Here is a 16,546-nt window from a genome sequence, read left to right as displayed (position 1 = left end):
CGACGAGATCGCGGAACGCATCTATGCGCAGCTCGCCGCAGACGTCTTCGGTCTCGCCCGTGCCGGCATCCCCGTACATGGCGCGGTCCGGCAGTTCCGAGACCGATACCCCAGGTCTCAGACCCTTTGGGTGGCGCACATCCACGGAAGACCGTGTCAGTCCAGGGATTGCTCGTCGGCTACCCTGACGGGCGCCTCAACGGAGGTTGGCAGACACGAACACCGACAACCCGAACCGTACGGTCCGGCTGAGTTTTCTCGGATAGGCCGCGGTCGGTTCGTTCAGCTCTTGTCCAGGGCGGCGACCAGACTGGCCACGATGACGGTGTTGAAGACGAAGGCGACGACCGCGTTGGCCGCGACGGTCCGTCGCATTTCCCGTGAGGTGACGTTCACGTCGGTCGTGCCGAACGTCGTCATGACCGACAGGGCGAAATAGACGTAATCGGCCCAGACCACGGTTTCCGCGCCGGGGAATTCCAGTCCGCGCTGGTTCTCCACCAGGTCGTCGGCGTGAAAGGCGACCGCGAAGGACGCCATCACACAGATCCAGGCGTCCGCGACGAGGACGAGCGCCACCGCGACCCGGGGAGCCAGGGGCAGCGACGACGCGACATATCCGGGGCGCCACACCACCGCCACCGCGAGGGCGGCGACCGCGATGGAGATGGACACCCCGGGCCCGGGTGCGGTCCCGAGTACGTACCGCTGGACGACCGTGCCGCGGGCCGTGCGCCGAGCCCAGAGGCGGATCCGCTCCGGACCGGCCGTCGAGAAGGCGATCAGCGTGGCGACGAGATAACTGGAAAGGTAGGCGAACAGCGCGAAGACGCCGACGTCCGCCGTTGAGATCTGCATGACGCTGTCGTCGACCGCGAAGACCAGCACTGCCGCCGTGCAGGCCGCAATGGCGAAACTCCACGTTGCGCGACGGCGTTCGGAGAGCCAGGAATGCGCCAACGGGCTCCTCCACGTGTGATCATCGGGGAATGCGGCGTCGAGTCCGGTGCATTGCCCCGGGCTTGCTCATACCGTCAGACCGCCCGTAATGCACGCCTGCCCCGGAGCAACGGAGCAGCAGAATGCTAAGTGGTCCGACCCCGTTTTTGAGGCAGGCTCCCGGGGGTTGCGGAGGTTCCTCGGCGGGGACGGACCTGCCCAGTCTCAGTAGGGGCCGTCGGCCAGCGCCGCCGCGATGTTCCGGGCGGCGGCCGCGCCGGTTTCCATGGCACCCTCGATCCCACCGACACCGACCGACGCGATGTCGCCTCCGGCGAAGTGAACGCGCCCGTGGGGCTCGCGCAGCAGCGGAACGGCGCCGCTCAGGTTCCCGGGCCGGTGATGCGCCCACGCCCCCTGGGAGAACTGGTCGCCGACCCAGTCGTGACCGGCGGTTTCACGTACCTCGATGCCCGGGACGAAGGTCCGCAGCGCGTCCTGCACGCCCTCGCGGTCCCCGGCGCCGACGGCCGAGGGGCCGGAGGCGAAGCACACGACGAGCGTGTCGCCGTCGTGCCGGTACTCCACCCGGGCGGTGTTGACGGGGTTCTTGCCGACCGGGGCGAAGGCGCAGAAGGGTTCGACCTCGCCCCGGACCCGCGCCCAGATCTTGGCACTCCGCACCGGGTGTTTCCGGTCGATCATGGCGCGGGCCGGCCGGGCGACGTCGGGGGTGATGCGTACGTCGCCCAGGGTGTTGAGCGGCAGTGCCACGACGGCGGAGCGGGCTCGTATCCGCTCACCGGCGCCGGTGGTCACGAGGACGCCGGAGCCGTCGTCATCGATGGCGCTGACGGGGGTGGACAGCCGGATCTCTGCCCGCGATTCGCCGAGGACGGCGTCGAGGAGCCGCTTGGTTCCGCCCTCGATCGGCCAGAAACCGGCGGTCTCCAGGAACGCGCCCCAGTCTCCGAAGGTCGTGGCCGCCCAGAGGAGCAACTGTGCGACGCCCTGATCGTCGGGGGAGTGGACCAGCGTGGCCAGCGCCCCCTCAAGCACGTCCCTGTCGTGCACGGAGAGGTTCAGCGAGTCGAGCCTGGACGCGATGGTCTCCTTCTCGATCGCACGGTTGTCGACCGCGGTGACGTCGTACGGCATCGGGAAGCAGGCCCGTGCGTCGGCGAAGAACCGGGCGGCGAGGGGAGCGACGGCGTTGCTGTGGTCGAGCCGGCTGCCGGAGTGCACCGTGCCGTCGGCCAGCCAGTACACCGTGTCGATGTCGAGCGGTGCCGCCAGCGGGATGTCGTGGCGCCGGAGTTCGTGCCACACGTTCGGCTGGGTCCAGTGCACATAGGTGCCACCGAGCTCCACCTGACGGCCGAAGGCTTCGGCCAGGTGGGTCCGGCCGCCGACCCTGTCCCGCGCTTCGAGGATCAGCACGGAATGCCCGCTGGTGCCGAGGTCACGTGCTGCGGTGACGCCGGCGAAGCCCGCGCCGATCACCACTACGTCGTATGAGGTGTCGTATGAGGTGTCGTGAGAGCTGTTGGTCATGGGCCGCTCCGTTCTGTGGTCCTCGCCGTATCCCTGACGAGCAATGTGTCGAACCGGAACCCGAACCTTAACTCGAACACGAATCGAGTTCGAGTTTTGGGAAGGGCGTCCCTCGTCGTCAACTCGTCGGCGAGGTGCGCCAAGGGCGTGGCTGATACGATCTCGAATCGTGTTCGAGAAGATTCCGGCAAGTCGGGCGTCGGCCCGCCCGGCGGTGCAGCGCCGTGGGGTGGAGCGCAGGCGGGCCATCCTGGAGGCCGCCGAGGCCCTGCTCGAAGAGAAGGGCTACGAGGCCGCCACGCTCAAGGCGATCGGCGAGCGGGCCGGCATCCCGATCGCCTCCGTGTACCACTACTTCTCCGACCGGTACCAGGTCGAGGTTGAACTGATGCAGCGTCATGCCCATGGCCTCGATGCCCGCATCAGTGCCGCGCTGGACGGCTCCGGTCCGCGCACGCTGCGCGAAGCCGCCGACGCCGTCATCGACCCCCTGCTCGGCTACTTCCGCCGGCATCCCGGCTGCACCGAACTGTGGTTCTCCGGCCGCAGCGCGCCAGTCGTCGAACTGGTCCGCGCCTTCGACGCGGCGCAGGCCGAGCGGCTCCGGCACCTTCTCGTCGAGCGTGAACTCCTGCGCGCCGACACGCCCCGGATCGCCCTCCAGCTCGCCTTCGAGGTCGGCAATCGGCTCTTCGACATCGCGTTCCGGAACTCGGCCGCCGGTGACGACGCCACGATCGACGAGGCGCGACGGCTCATCACCGCATACCTCGCCACTTACGCCGCGGACGGCGCCTGACGCGTAGGTGCCCACGGGCCGTCAGCCGGTGCGGCGGGGCGTCCGTCAACGCGGGGGCTCGACGATTTCGGGACGCGGTGTTACCGACGGCGCAAGGCCGACGATGCGAGGAACGCAACCATCGTGCGCGCTTCCGACTCTCCCTCCCGAGTGCGGGAGCGGCGCCCTGATGATGGGTCATGTCCCGCTCCGTTCTGCTGCCGTTGCGGTGGGCACGCGCGGCGGCCCGGGGCGTGATCCGCTCGCCCTGCCGAGATGTGCGGAGCGAGAGGCGAGGTGTGAGTTGGGTGCCGCGAGATGTGAGTCGCGCCACTCGACATCGAATCGAGTTCGAGTTGTCGTCGGGTCTGTGCCGTGGTCAAGGGCTCGGTCGGCGACCGGCGTTGAGGGTGCACGTCATCGGGCCGGAGATTGACGATGCCTCCCCCGCTGCTTAAAGTCGAATGCGATTCGAGATCGAGAAGCGGTGGGGTCTGCCGCGCGCTGGTTGGTCGAAGGCCCGAGTGCCCCGGCGCGAACCCCCAATCGCGCCCCCACGTAGCCGCTGAAACCCGAACAGAGCGCGACGCAACAACAGAGGAGTCCGGCGTGACGAGACCCGGCAGGGCCCCAGGGCGTCACGACTCCTCCGTCATCGGCTGTGTCCGCCGTCCGGGCGGAGCGGGAACGGACGCTCACATGCCTTGCCGACGAAGCCCTCAACGAGGGCACCGACGAGGCCGCCACCGACACCGAAGGCATGGAATGATCACCACAGGCATCACCTACACCTCGTTCACCGGCTGGGTCGATCCCCCCACCGATGCCGTGCCGTCACTCGAAGGCGAACTCACCTGCGACGTCGCGGTCGTCGGCGGTGGACTCGGCGGCATGGCGGCCGCGCTGCGGCTGGCCGAGCGCGGGGCGGACGTCGTCCTGCTCGAAGCCGGCGTCTGCGGCTGCGGGGCGGCCTCGCGCAACGCCGGCCAGTTGACCGGCGCCCCGGCAGGCGATCCCCAGATACTGAGCGCGACGCAGCCGCGCCGATTCCCCGGGATCGTTCGGTTCGCCGAGGAAGCCGTCCACTTCACCGAGAAACTGATGCAGCGGCTCGGCATCGACTGCGACTACGAGCCGACGGGCAACGTCATGGCCGCCGTCACCCGGGGCCAGCTCCGGAAGGCGCGGCGCAACGCGCGGGTCCTGCGGAAGGCGGGTGCGGACGCCGAGTTCGCCGACGGCCGCGCCCTCGGCCTGCCGGAAGGCTTCCTCGGCGGCATTCACGAGCGTGTCGGGGGCATGCTCAACCCCGGGAAGTTCGCGCTCGGTCTCCGCCGGGCACTGCTCGGGTCGGGCGTACGCGTCTTCGAGCACACTCCCGTACGGGCCGTGAAGCCCGGTGGCGCGGGGGTCGTCATCGGTGTGCCGCGCGGCCGGGTCCGTGCCGAGCGGGTCCTCCTCGCCACCAACGCCCACTCCCGCGACCTCGCGATCGCGCCGCGCCGCCTGGCCACGCCGATCTGGGTCAGCATGGCCGAGACGGAACCGATCGACCCCGTACGCCTGGATGCGACCGGCTGGACGAGCCGCGCCGGCATCGCCACCCAGCACAACCTGATGCAGAGCTACCGCCTCACGTCGCGCGACACGATCGCCTTCGCCGTCCGCCGGATCCAGACCTCGCGAGGGGCGCTGGGGGCCCGCGAGCCGGACGCCGCGGTCGTGGCGGACCTGGGCCGCGGCTTCCACGACCGGTTCCCGTCCCTGCGCGATGTGGCGATCCGCCGGGCGTGGGGCGGGTGGATCGCGATGACACCCTCGTGGCTGCCGGTCGCCGGGGAGGCCGCGAAGAACGTCTTCTACGCCGTCGGCTGCAACGGCCACGGCCTCGCCCAGGCCCCCTACCTCGGCACCCTGCTCGCCGACCTGCTCGCCGACGGCGGACTCCACGGCGACCTCGGCGCCGTATGGCGGGAGCGACCGCGCTTCGCTCCCTCACCGGTCGCCAACGCCCCGGCGCTGCGGGCCGCCTGGGCACTCGACCGGCTGTCGGACCGTATGGGCACGCGATAGCCATGGGGACGAGCACCACGGGATACACGGCGGTGGAATTCGGCGGGGTCGGTGTGCTCGTGGGCCCCGGCCGGGGTGCCTATCCGTACGCCAACTCGCTGCTCGTACGGGGTACGACCGCGACCCTGGTCATCGACCCGTCGCTGTCCCTCGTCACGGACGCGCCCCCGGCGGACCTGGTTCTGGTCAGCCACGCGCACGAGGACCACATCGCCGGCCTCGGCAGTTACGACGTGCCGGTCCACGTCCACGAAGGCGACCTCGCCGCGTTGCGCTCCCGCGAGGCGCTGGTCGCCGGGCTGGGCCTGCCGCCCGACGCGGCCGGCGCCGCCGACCAGCAGCTACGGGACCGGTTCCACGTGCACGGACGTCCGGACGCGCACGGCTTCGACGACGGCACCGAGTTCGATCTCGGCGGACGTACGGTGACCGTCGTGCACCTTCCCGGCCACACGGCAGGCCACTGCGGCTTCCTGATCGAGCCGGACGGATTCCTGTTCGTGGCGGACATCGACCTGACGTCGTTCGGCCCGTACTACGGTGACCTCGGCAGCAGCCTCACGGAGTTCGAAGCGTCGATGCGCCGGTGCCGGGAGATCGACGCGCGCTGGTACGGCACGTCCCACCAGAAAGGTGTGATCGACGGTGCTGCCGCGTTCCGGCGCCGGCTGGACGCCTTCGCCGGCGTGGCGAAGCAGCGGGAGACGGCGCTCCTCACGTTCCTCCGCGAGCCGCGCACCGTCGAGGAGATCGCCGAGCACCGGCTGGTCTACCGGCCGCACGTCACGGGACCGCACGTGCGGCCGGTGGAGCGCCGGACGGCGGCGCAGCATCTGGACCGGTTGACAGGGGAAGGGCTGGTGGCGGAGGTGGAGCGGGGGCGGTTTCGGGCGGTGTAGGTCCGGGCCGGCGTCCGGGGTGCCTGCTGTGAGGCATCCTGGCCGTTCCGTATCGGTGTACCGGGAAAAACGCCGACGCTAGTGTTCACACCCGGGCCGGCACGGCACGTGTGCCGTGGCGGGCCGGCCGGATGCAGGTACGGCGCGCAGGGGACGGCGGTGGGGAAGGCGTGGGGCGGCGATTATTCATCGCACTGGGGAGCGGGCGTTACTGCAACTTGCCCGAGGAGGACCAACTCCCGGCGGTGAGCGCGGACATCGTGGCGATGACGGAGCTGCTGGAAGGCTTCGGGTACCGGCGGGTCCTCGCCGGGCTGGGGGAGTACGACGGTGCCGAACAGATCCGCCGGAAACTGAGCCACTGGTCCAGGGACTGCGAGCTGACGGCCGACGACGTCGTCGTCCTGTACTTCGCCGGCCACGGAGTGGTGGAGGACCGGGGGCGCCACTATCTGCTGTGCTGGGACTCCCGGGACGACGATCTGGCCGCGACGGCACTGGCCACCGAGGACGTGGTGCGCATTCTCTGCCAGGGGCCGCTCCGCCGGCTGCTGGTCGTCCTGGACACCTGCGCGGGCGGGGCCGGAGCGGCGGAGGGCGCCGGGGTCGCGCTGCAGACCATCGCGTACCGGCAGAGCGGTGGTGACGCTTCGACCGGGCTGTGGTTCCTGGCGTCCGCCCGCCGGAAGGACGTCGCCCAGGAGGGGACGTTCGTATCGGCGTTCCGGGCCGCCGTGGACACCACGACCGGCCGTACGGGGCAGCGGCAGCAGTACCTGGACCTCACCGAACTGGTCAAGGCGGTCAACGAGCGCCTCGACGCCGACGGCCGGGGTCAGCGCGCGGAGCTGGCGAGCGGGCTGGTCACCGGACTGGCACCGTTCCTCCCGAACAGCGGCTTTCGTGAGGACCTGCCGCCGGTCGGCACGGACCTGGAGGTCCAGCGCCGAGTGGCCAGCCGCGATCTCACGGAACACTTCGGCCCCCGCTCGCGGGGCGTCGAGTTCGAGTCGGAGCAGGGGATCTACTTCAGTGGCCGGGTCCGCGTCCTGTCGCACCTGGTGCGGTGGCTCACCGCAGCCGACGGAGACGGGCGTGGACGGGTCGTCACGGGGAGCCCGGGGTGCGGCAAGTCCGCGGTGCTGGGCAGGGTGGTCGCCCTGTCCGACAGCCTCTACCGCGATCGGCTCGACCTCTCGGGCGTCGACCCGGCGACGATCGTCCCCGAAGGGTGCGTCACGGCCGCCGTGCACGCGCGGCACAAGCGGCTGGAAGAGGTCGTCGAGAGGATCGCCCAGACCCTGGGGGCGGAATACGGCGGAACGGCGGCCCTCCTCCAGGAACTCACCCGGCGGGGACGGCGGGGCGCGCCGGTCGTCATCGTGGTCGATGCCGTGGACGAGGCCGGCTCGGACACCGCGGCGGACGCCGGCGGACACGGCGAACCACGCCGGATCACCCGGGAACTGCTGCGGCCCATGTCGGAGATCCCCGGCGTACGGCTGCTCGTGGGCACCCGCCACGAGCTGGTCACCAGCCTGGGCCCCACCTTCACCGTGCTCGACCTGGACGACCCCACCTACCGGGCCGACGAGAACGACGTGACCGGCTCTATGTGACGAAGGTGCTGCTGGCCGCCGAGGAGCCCGGGGTGCCGACGCCGTACCGCGAGCGGCAGGAGCTGGCCCGTACCGTCGCCCGTGAGGTGGCGAGCCGGGCCGCCGGCGTCTACCTCTACGCGCGGACCACCGCCCGGACCCTGCGCTCCGACAGTGCCGCGGTGGACGTGTCGAAACCGGGCTGGGCCGACGACCTGCCCAGCGAGATCGGCGAGGCCTTCGACGACTACCTCGCACGCTTCGGCCCCGACGAACCCCGGGTCCGGCGGATGCTGCTGTCGTTGGCCTTCTCCGAAGGGAAGGGGCTGCCCCGCGGGCACATCTGGACGACGCTCACCTCCGTCATCTCGGGCGCGCCCTGCACCGAGGAGGACATCGCGTGGGTGCTCGACGTGGCCGAGGCGTACATCGCGGAGGTGACGGACGACGACCGCCGTTCGGCCTACCGCCTCTACCACAAGGCGCTGGCCGAGCACCTGAGGAGGACCGCCGACCGGTCTCCGGAGGAGATTCAGAGGGCGGTCGTCGATGCTCTGACCGCTACGGTGCCCCGGTCGCCCGACGGGACCTCGCCGGACTGGTTCGCGGCCCCGCCGTACGTGCGGCAGCATCTGGCCACGCATGCGGAGGCTGCCGGGCAGCTCGTCACCCTGATCGAGGACCCCGGTTTCCTGCTCGCCGGCGAGTCACTGGCGCTGTTGCGCGCCTTGGCGTCCGTCTCGGTGGACGAGGCGGCGGACGGCCCGCGTCGTATCCGCAGTGCGTACGAGCAGATCGCCCACCGGATGACGCCCGGCCGAGCACTGAGCCACCGCGCCGCCGACCTCCAGTTGTCGGCACGGCGCTGCGGGGCGGACGGACTCGCCGAACGTATCGACGGCCTCGGCGTGGCACTGCCGTGGTCGGCGCGGTGGGCCTGGTGGTCGACCAGTGGGGCGCACCGGCTGCTCAACGGGCATACGGCATGGGTCGGCTCGGTGGCCGTCGGCGCTCTCGACGGACGTCCCGTCGCGGTGACGGGCGGGCGTGGCAACGACCGAACGGCCCGGGTGTGGGACCTGACCACACAGCAGCAGATCGGCGAGCCGCTCGTAGTCGGCATCGGCGTCAGCGCGGTCGCGATCGGCGACATCGGTGACTACACGGTCGCCCTGACCGGAGGGGTGGACGGTAGCGTACGGATCTGGGACCTCTCGGCAGGACAGGAGTACGGAACGGGGCTGGCGGGTCACACCAACACCGTCATGGACATCGCGATCGGTGGCCTCGACGGATCCCCGGTAGCTCTGACGGCGAGCGCGGACGGCACCGCGCGTCTGTGGGACCTGACGAACAGACGCCAGCTGGGACGGAACATGACAGCGCACAAACGCACCGTCCACTCCGCTGCGCTCGGGGAGATCGACGGCCGTCCCTTTGCCGTCACCGGGGGCGCCGACAAGCGGGCCTACGTCTGGGACCTCACGGGCTTGCTGAGCGGCGCCGAGCCGGAGCCTGACGGTGCCTGGCTCACCGGCCACACCGATGGCGTCACTGCCGTGGCTACGGGGCGGCGGGAGGGACGCGCGGTGGCGCTGCTCGGCGACAACAGCGGCATGGTCTCCCTGTGGGACCTGGCGGAACGTCGGCAGATCGGGGAGCCCGTGGCGGCCCATGTGGACTTCTTGCGCGGCGGTGTCACCTCGGTCGCGATCGGTGTGCTCAACGGCGATCCGGTGGCGCTCACCAGCGGCAAGGACGAGGCCAAGCTCTGGGACCTGCGTACCCTGCGGCAGCTCGCCCACCCCTTGCGGGGGCACGTCGGTCAGATCACGGACAGCGCCCTGGCCGACCGCCCTGACGGTCCGATGGCGGTGACGGTGGGCATGGACCGCATGGCCCGTATCTGGGACCTGACGGCGGACCGGCCGGCCGGCAACCACACACGCCGGGTACAGGCACTGGCCTTCACCGAGCACTGCGGCCGGCCGTTGGTGATGACCGGCAGTGAGGACGGCACGGCCCGGGTGTGGGACCTGCGCACCCGGGACCAGGTGGGCCGGCCGATGGAAGGCCATGCGGGCACCGTGGACTCGGTGGCGCTGGGATCGCTGGACGGCCGGGTGCTCGCCGTGACGGGCGGGTCCGACAGCATGATATGGCTGTGGGACGCGTTGCGGGGCGCCCCGCTGGGCTCGCCACTCGAAGGGCACACCAACAGCGTGAACTGCCTTGCCCTGGCCACGGTGGCGGGCCGGACCGTCCTGGTCAGCGCCAGCGGCGACGGCACCCTGCGGATCTGGGACGTGGCCACGCACCGGCCGCTGGTTCCGCCGCTCAGTGGCCATATCGGTTCTGTGGTCCGTCTGGCGGTACGGCAGTGCGGCCGCGGGATCGAGATCGCCGTCGCCACCTCGCTCGACCACGCTTACGTGTGGGGGGTCACCGGCGACGGCGGGGGTCTGACCGCGACCCTGCGGCACCATCTCAGCGTCGAGGACTGGAAGCGTACGGCGCGGACCGTCGGTGTGGCCTTCTTCGGAGCCCGGCCCGTGGTGATGTCCACGCACGAGGGAAACACGGTCCACCTGCACGACATCAGCTCGGGCATGCTGGTCGGCAGCCCTTTCACGGGGCATGTGAGCATGGTGTGGTCGGCCGTACTGGGGCGCCTCGGCACGCGCGATGTCGTGGCTTCCATGAGCTCCGACAACACTGTCCGGATCTGGGACCCGGAGGCCGGCAGCCCCCTGGGGGCGCCACTCGCCGGCCAAGTGGCGGCCCCCGTAGGTCGGTTGCCCACCGGCCTCGTCTTCGGCCGTGTCAGGGGCGGAACGATGGGAATCACCGCCTTCTTCCGCGAGGTACGGGTGTGGGACCTGACCACCATGCAACCGGTGGGCGAGCCGCTGTGCGGTGGCGACACGGGGCTCGCGGCGGTGTCCATCGCGGAGACCTCCCGCGGACGCACCGTGGTCACAGGCGCCCGTAACGGGACGGTACGTGTACACGCCGTGGGGGACGGCCGGGGCACCGCTCCGCACCTTGCTTCCGCCCGCACCCTGTGGTCCATGGTGACCAGCGGTGTGGACGACGAATGCCTCCTGGCCAAGTGCGGCTTCTCGGCCTTGGAGGTCTGGAACATGAGCCGTCGGGAGTTGCTGTGGGAACAACCGGGGCACTGGGAACTGACGCGCATCCACCGGCTCGCCGACCGTGTGCTGATCCTGGCCGTCTCTGCCGAGGACTGGTCCATCCACGTCTGGGACCTGATCACCAAGGCGCCCGCGTGTCCCCCCATGCTCGGCCACAGCGCACGCATCCAGAACATGCGGACTGCCACGCTGTGCGGACACGAACTCGCCGCCAGTGCCTCGCTCGACGGTACGGTCCGCCTGTGGGACCTCCGTACGGGCGAGCCGTTCGGGGCGTCGCTGGACGACCACCCGTCGGGAGCGTACGACGTGGACCTCGGTCTGATCGGCGGGCGCGGCGTCGTGCTGACCGGCGCGGGCGACGGGCGACTGCGGATGTGGGAACACGCCACCGGTCACGCGTTGCCGGTCGGCATCGACCGTTCCCCGTCCCCGCTCACCACCGTACGGCTGTCCACCTTCCACGACCGGCCCACCGTCATCGTGGCCGACAGCCAAGGTCTCGTGCGGGCCTGGGACCTGGACACCTCCGTCTGCTTCGCCGAAGCCGACCTGGGAGGCGGCATCAACGACCTCGCCATGACCGACGACGGACAGGTCTGCTTCGCCACCGACATGGGTCTGGTCGCCCTGTCCTTCCGCGGCACGGCGGACGGCCTGACAGAGGAACGCCCATGACCCGCATAGTCCTGGTGCACGGCATCGGCCAGCAGTTCGGCGGTGGGCACTCGCTGGCCGAGAGCTGGTACCCCTGCCTTGCCGACGGCCTCGCCCTCAACGGCGCCCGGGTGGACCGGGCGGACGTGACCATGGCGTTCTACGGGGACCTCTTCCGCCCCGCCGGGCACCGTGGTGTCGGCGTGCCGGACCTGGACGCCTCCGACGTCACCGACGACCTGGAGCGCGCGATGCTGCTGGCGTGGTGGGAGCAGGCCGCCCGCCAGGAGGCAGGTGTCGAGGGGCCGGGCGACCGTACGCGGCTGAGGACCCCGTACGTCGTCCAGCGGGCCCTGAACGCCCTCAGCCACTCGACCTTCTTCGCCGGGCTGAGCGAACGGCTGATGATTCTCAGCGTCCGTCAGGTGCGGAGCTACCTCACGGATCCGGCGGTACGGCGGCAGGTGCAGAGCCGGATGACCGCGGCGGTGACCGACCGGACCCGGGTGATCGTGGCCCATTCGCTCGGCTCGGTCGTGGCGTACGAATGGCTGTGCGCTCACCCTGAGCGGCGTGACCTCGCCCTCGTGACCTTGGGCTCGCCGCTCGCCGTCCGGAACATCGTCTTCGACCGGCTGCGGCCCGCTCCGGCGGAAGGGCGTGCTGCCTGGCCGGCGGGCGTGAGCACCTGGTGCAACATCGCCGACCGCGGTGATGTCGTCGCCCTGGTGAAGACCCTGGCACCGGCCTTCGGCGACCGGATCGAGGACCGGCTGGTCCACAACGGCGCCAAGGCGCACGACGTCAGGCCGTACCTGACGGCGCGGGAAACCGGTGAGGCCGTCGGCTCCGGCCTGGAAGGCGGAGCCGACGGCCTGCCGGGGGACTCCGGGCACCGCTGACCCGGCAGACCGCCCCGCGACTTCAGGTCCGCGCGGACTCGGCGCCCCGGCGGTCGCTGTTCTTGCCCTTCGGCTCCGGTCGTCCTGCCACCGGTACGCCCAGGGGGCGGGCGAGGCCGGAGACGCCCTCGTCGAGGCGCTGGAGGTGGCGCAGGACGCGGTAGGTCACCGTGCCGGGGTTCGGGGCGCCCGAGCCGTCGGATTCGAGGAGGGAGACGATGGTGGCGCCGGAGCTGACCTGGGCGTCGGTCGTGTCGCCGCGTACGTGGGCGGTGATGGTCTCGATGTTGTGGGCGATGCGCCGGCCGACGCGTTCCAGACGGGGGTCGGCGGCGATCGTCTTGCTGTAGGGGAGCAGTTCGGCGGTGGCCGCCAGGGAGCGGGCGTGGTAGGCGCTGGTCTCCAGGAGGGCGACGAGGTAGCGGACGGTCTGGCGGCGTACGCGCAGCGGGCTGATCGGGTGGGTCAGCGGACGGGTGGAGGCGCGCAGTTCGTCCAGGGCGGTGTCCAGGTCGCGGGAGAGGCCCAGCAGGTCGGTGGCGGGGCCGCCGCTGAGCTGGTCGACGGAGGCGGAGACGACCTCGTCGAGTTTGGTCAGGACGGTGCCGAGGAGGTCGTCGGTGCGCCGGTCGGTGTGGACCGGCAGGACCACGGCGGCGGCGATGATGCCGCAGGCGGCGCCGAGGGCGGTCTCCTCGACGCGCAGAATGAGGACGTCGAGGCTGTAGGTGTTCAGGAGGGTGTAGAGCAGGCCGAGCATCGCCGTGACGAAGAAGGACATCAGGGCGTAGGAGAGGGGCGCTGTGAAGAACATGGCGAACACGAAGAGGAGGATGAGCGCGAACGCCGTCCAGGTGTGGTTGCCGACCAGGCCGGCGAGCCCGACCCCGGCGACCACGCCGAGGACCGTACCGAGCAGCCGCCGGTAGCCCTTGATGATGATCTCGCCCGTCGAGGCGGTGTTGAGGAAGACGACCCAGCAGGTCAGCACGGCCCAGTACCAGCGCTGGGCGGACAGGAACTCGCCGCCGACGATGGCGAGCGTGGAGCCCACCGCGATCTGGAACGCGGCCCGGGTGGTGGGACGCTGGAGCCCCCCGCGGTCGTCCTCCTCGGGCTCCTCCGCGCCGCCGGCCAGCGCGATGTCCTCGGCGTCGAACTCCTCACGGGAACGGGTCGTGGCGGGGGTGTCGTCGGACTCGTCCTGCGGCCCGTCCAGCGCGAGCCGCAGCCCCAGTACGGAACGGGCGGCCTCACCGATGCCGCGGAACACGTCCTGGACGGCGATCGAGGCACGCGGCAGGTTGTCCTCGTCGCGGTAGCCGAGCAGCCGGTTGCGTACGTGGGCGACGGCCGTGCCCGGCTGGTCGGACGCTCCCCGGGACACCAGCAGGTGCAGGGCGTTGAGGTCACGGCGCAGCGTGACGGTCGCGGCGTCCTCGGCCGGCATCTTCGCCGTGGGCAGCGGTGCCTGCGGCAGGTGGAGGGTGAGGGTGTCCGCGCTCTCGGCGGTGCGCGCGTTGAGCAGCAGGACGCCCAGCCGTTCGGTGGCGATCTCGGCGTCCGCGATGCGGCGTTGCAGCAGCGCGGCACCGGCCGCGTCCCGCGTGCCGTCCTCCAGCCGGCCCTGGATCATCAGCGCCGACTCGTGCAGCCGCGCGGTGTGCCGCCGCAGGTCGTCGAGGACCTTGTCGAGCTGCTCGGGACGGGCGTCCAGCAGCTCGATGTGGGTGGCGACCAGTTGGGCGACCCGGGCCCGGAAGGCGCCGCGCAGCCACCGCAGGATGCGCTGCGGTGTCTCCGGTACGACGGTGAAGCGGACGACGGCGCTGCACGCGAAGGCGACGGCCAGGGTGAGCGCCAGGACGGGCAGGGCGGACACGGTGGCGCCGACGAACAGGGAGACGAAGTAGGTCTGGAAACCGATCAGACCCAGGGCGGTCCCGCGGTCGCCGAAGCGGCGGCAGTAGACGGCGCCGAAGATGAGGGCGACGAAGAAGATGTCGCCCGCGATCACCTGACTGTGCAGCAGCGCGCCGAGGGAGACCGCGGCGAGCGCCGTCGGCAGGCCGAGCGCGAGGGTGAGCGCCTGGCCGCGTACCTGCTTCTCCTTGATGGCGAAGGTGGCGACCATCGCCGTCATGGCGCCCGCGACCAGATGCGTGACGTCGGTGCCGACCACGGCCAGGACGACGAGGGTGAGCGCGATCGCCGCCACCGTCCGCAGTCCCGCCATCAGCCGCAGCAGTCCCGGGTCGGACGCCGCGAATCGGTCCCACACGCCGGTCAGGCTCCGTCGTATCTCTGCCCCCACGCTGCCGTACTCTCCCGTCTCTGCCGTGAACTGCCAACGCTTCAGCATCCCATGACCGGGAATTGGCCGGTGGCGGTTGCGGGTGGGGGGGCGGTGTTTGTGGCGGGGTTGTGACGATCCGGGAAAGGTGCGGGGAGAGGCCGACGAGGTCGGGCTCGGCCGCCGTCGCTCACGCGTATTCGGGTGATCGCGCGCTATTTCACGGCCGGCGGGGCCGGTGGAGCTGGTGGGGCCGGGACCAGCGGGTATGGCGCAGTCAGTGGTGGAGAAGGTTTGCCGGCGCTCTTATACCTATGCCGACTCCATGTCGATGTCTCTGTCGGGCTCTACGCCGTTCCTGCGTCTCGTCCAGGGCGAATCCGTTCGTAACGGCAGTGGTCAATGTCCTTGTTTATGCGGCGGTCGGCGCCTGCGCTTATGCGGCGCCCGATGATTACGGTGCGGAGAAGATCGCGGAGCTGATGAGGTTCGTGGAGCTGGTGGAGTTCGCGGAGTATTGCGGGTGGCTCAACACCGTTGCTTTTGCACGGCGGTTCGGCTACGGCTACGGCGAAGGCGGGCTGGCGGGCGGGCAGAACGGCCACAGCGCCGGCGGTCACGCCCCGAGGACCTCGGAGAGGTTGTAACGGACCGGCTCCTCCAGTTGTGCGTACGTGCACGACGCCGGTTCGCGGTCGGGGCGCCAGCGCCGGAACTGGGCGGTGTGCCGGAACCGGTCACCCTGCATGTGGTCGTAGGCGACCTCCAGCACGCGTTCGGGACGCAGCGGCACCCAGGACAGGTCCTTCTTGCCCGTCCACCGGCTGGGGCCGCCGGGCAGCCGGCCCGCCGCCTGTGCCTCCTCGCTGGTCCACTCCTCCCACGGATGGCCCGCGACGGACTCCATCCGCAGCGGCGCCAGCTCCTCCATCAGCTCCTGACGTCGGCGCATGGGAAAGGAAGCGCACACACCGACGTGCTGGAGGCGGCCTTCCGCGTCGTACAGGCCCAGCAGCAGGGATCCCACGACCGGGCCGCTCTTGTGCGGTCGCAGACCCGCCACGACGCAGTCGGCGGTCCGCTCGTGCTTCGTCTTGACCATCACCCGCCGGCCCGGCCGGTACGGCATCCCGGGCGGTTTCGCGACGATCCCGTCCAGCCCGGCCCCCTCGTACTGCTCGAACCAGTCGCGGGCCACGTCGAGGTCCTCGGTGACCGGCGCGGTGAACACCGGATCGGCGGACCCGCGCAGCGCCGTCTCCAGGGCCTCCCTGCGGTCCCGCTGCGGTACGGGCATCAGCGACTCGTCGCCCAGCGCCAGCAGGTCGAACGCGACGAAGGACGCCGGAGTCACCTCCGCCAGACGGCGTACCCGGGAGTCGGCGGGGTGGACGCGCTCCAGCAGGGCGTCGAAGTCCAGTTGCCCGTCCCGGGCGATGACGATCTCACCGTCCAGCACGCAGCGTGGCGGAAGCTCGGTGCGCAGGGCGTCCACCAGCTCGGGGAAGTAGCGGGTGAGCGGCTTCCCCGAACGGCTGCCCAGCTCGATCTCGGCACCGTCGCGGAAGACGATGGCCCGGAAGCCGTCCCACTTGGCTTCGTACTGTATGCCGGGCGGGATGTCCGGGGCGGCCTTGGCCAGCATCGGCTCCACCGGGGGCATCACGGGAAGATCCATGCGGCGATTGTGCGGCGAGG

At 70.9% G+C, this 16,546-nt stretch carries 11 protein-coding genes; 7 read left to right on the top strand and 4 right to left on the bottom strand.

What is annotated here, in order from left to right; genetic code table 11:
- Positions 1–282 precede the first annotated feature (282 nt).
- Both ACZ4QV_RS12325 and ACZ4QV_RS12320 read right to left on the bottom strand, forming a co-directional pair.
- The gene (locus tag ACZ4QV_RS12325; protein ID WP_361147678.1) at positions 283–858 is read right to left on the bottom strand and encodes a DUF1345 domain-containing protein; all 576 of its coding nucleotides are present in this window, start codon (positions 856–858) and stop codon (positions 283–285) included.
- A gap of 306 nt (positions 859–1,164) precedes the next feature.
- Positions 1,165–2,493: a flavin monoamine oxidase family protein gene (locus ACZ4QV_RS12320; protein WP_361590432.1), complete on the bottom strand. Its 1,329-nt coding sequence runs from the start codon at positions 2,491–2,493 to the stop codon at positions 1,165–1,167.
- Between the two features lie 169 nt (positions 2,494–2,662).
- On the opposite strand from ACZ4QV_RS12320, the gene ACZ4QV_RS12315 reads away from it, so the two are divergent.
- From ACZ4QV_RS12315 to ACZ4QV_RS12290, 6 genes are all read left to right on the top strand, one after another.
- Complete coding sequence (locus tag ACZ4QV_RS12315; protein ID WP_467762850.1) at positions 2,663–3,292, top strand: TetR/AcrR family transcriptional regulator; 630 nt, start codon at positions 2,663–2,665, stop codon at positions 3,290–3,292.
- A gap of 744 nt (positions 3,293–4,036) precedes the next feature.
- A complete protein-coding gene (locus ACZ4QV_RS12310) occupies positions 4,037–5,344 on the top strand; it encodes an NAD(P)/FAD-dependent oxidoreductase (protein WP_467762849.1) in 1,308 nt (435 codons plus the stop codon).
- A gap of 2 nt (positions 5,345–5,346) precedes the next feature.
- Positions 5,347–6,243: an MBL fold metallo-hydrolase gene (locus tag ACZ4QV_RS12305; protein ID WP_361147670.1), complete on the top strand. Its 897-nt coding sequence runs from the start codon at positions 5,347–5,349 to the stop codon at positions 6,241–6,243.
- Between the two features lie 245 nt (positions 6,244–6,488).
- On the top strand, positions 6,489–7,862 hold the full coding sequence (locus ACZ4QV_RS12300) for a caspase family protein (protein WP_467762848.1): 1,374 nt from the start codon (positions 6,489–6,491) through the stop codon (positions 7,860–7,862).
- On the top strand, positions 7,859–11,674 hold the full coding sequence (locus ACZ4QV_RS12295) for a WD40 repeat domain-containing protein (protein WP_467762847.1): 3,816 nt from the start codon (positions 7,859–7,861) through the stop codon (positions 11,672–11,674). Before ACZ4QV_RS12300 ends, ACZ4QV_RS12295 begins: the two co-directional genes overlap by 4 nt.
- Entirely contained in the window at positions 11,671–12,555 is an 885-nt protein-coding gene (locus tag ACZ4QV_RS12290) for a hypothetical protein (protein WP_361147666.1), read from the top strand. Before ACZ4QV_RS12295 ends, ACZ4QV_RS12290 begins: the two co-directional genes overlap by 4 nt.
- Before the next feature lie 22 nt (positions 12,556–12,577).
- Here the strand turns inward: ACZ4QV_RS12290 and ACZ4QV_RS12285 are convergent, their stop codons facing one another.
- Positions 12,578–14,791, bottom strand: a complete 2,214-nt coding sequence (locus ACZ4QV_RS12285) for an FUSC family protein (RefSeq protein ID WP_467762915.1) — start codon at positions 14,789–14,791, stop codon at positions 12,578–12,580.
- Positions 14,792–15,243: 452 nt separating this feature from the next.
- Here ACZ4QV_RS12285 and ACZ4QV_RS12280 point away from each other — a divergent pair, with 452 nt between their 5' ends.
- Positions 15,244–15,495 carry a hypothetical protein gene (locus tag ACZ4QV_RS12280; RefSeq protein WP_361590447.1) on the top strand — a complete coding sequence of 84 codons (252 nt, stop codon included), beginning with the start codon at positions 15,244–15,246 and terminating at the stop codon, positions 15,493–15,495.
- Here ACZ4QV_RS12280 and ACZ4QV_RS12275 read toward each other — a convergent pair.
- Positions 15,465–16,526: an ATP-dependent DNA ligase gene (locus ACZ4QV_RS12275; protein WP_361590450.1), complete on the bottom strand. Its 1,062-nt coding sequence runs from the start codon at positions 16,524–16,526 to the stop codon at positions 15,465–15,467. The genes ACZ4QV_RS12280 and ACZ4QV_RS12275 overlap by 31 nt on opposite strands.
- Between the last annotated feature and the right edge of the window lie 20 nt (positions 16,527–16,546).

The sequence above is a fragment of the Streptomyces sp. NPDC026394 genome, assembly GCF_055567735.1.
Note: the sequence above shows the minus strand (reverse complement) of the source record. Positions and strands in the feature narration are given on the sequence as shown.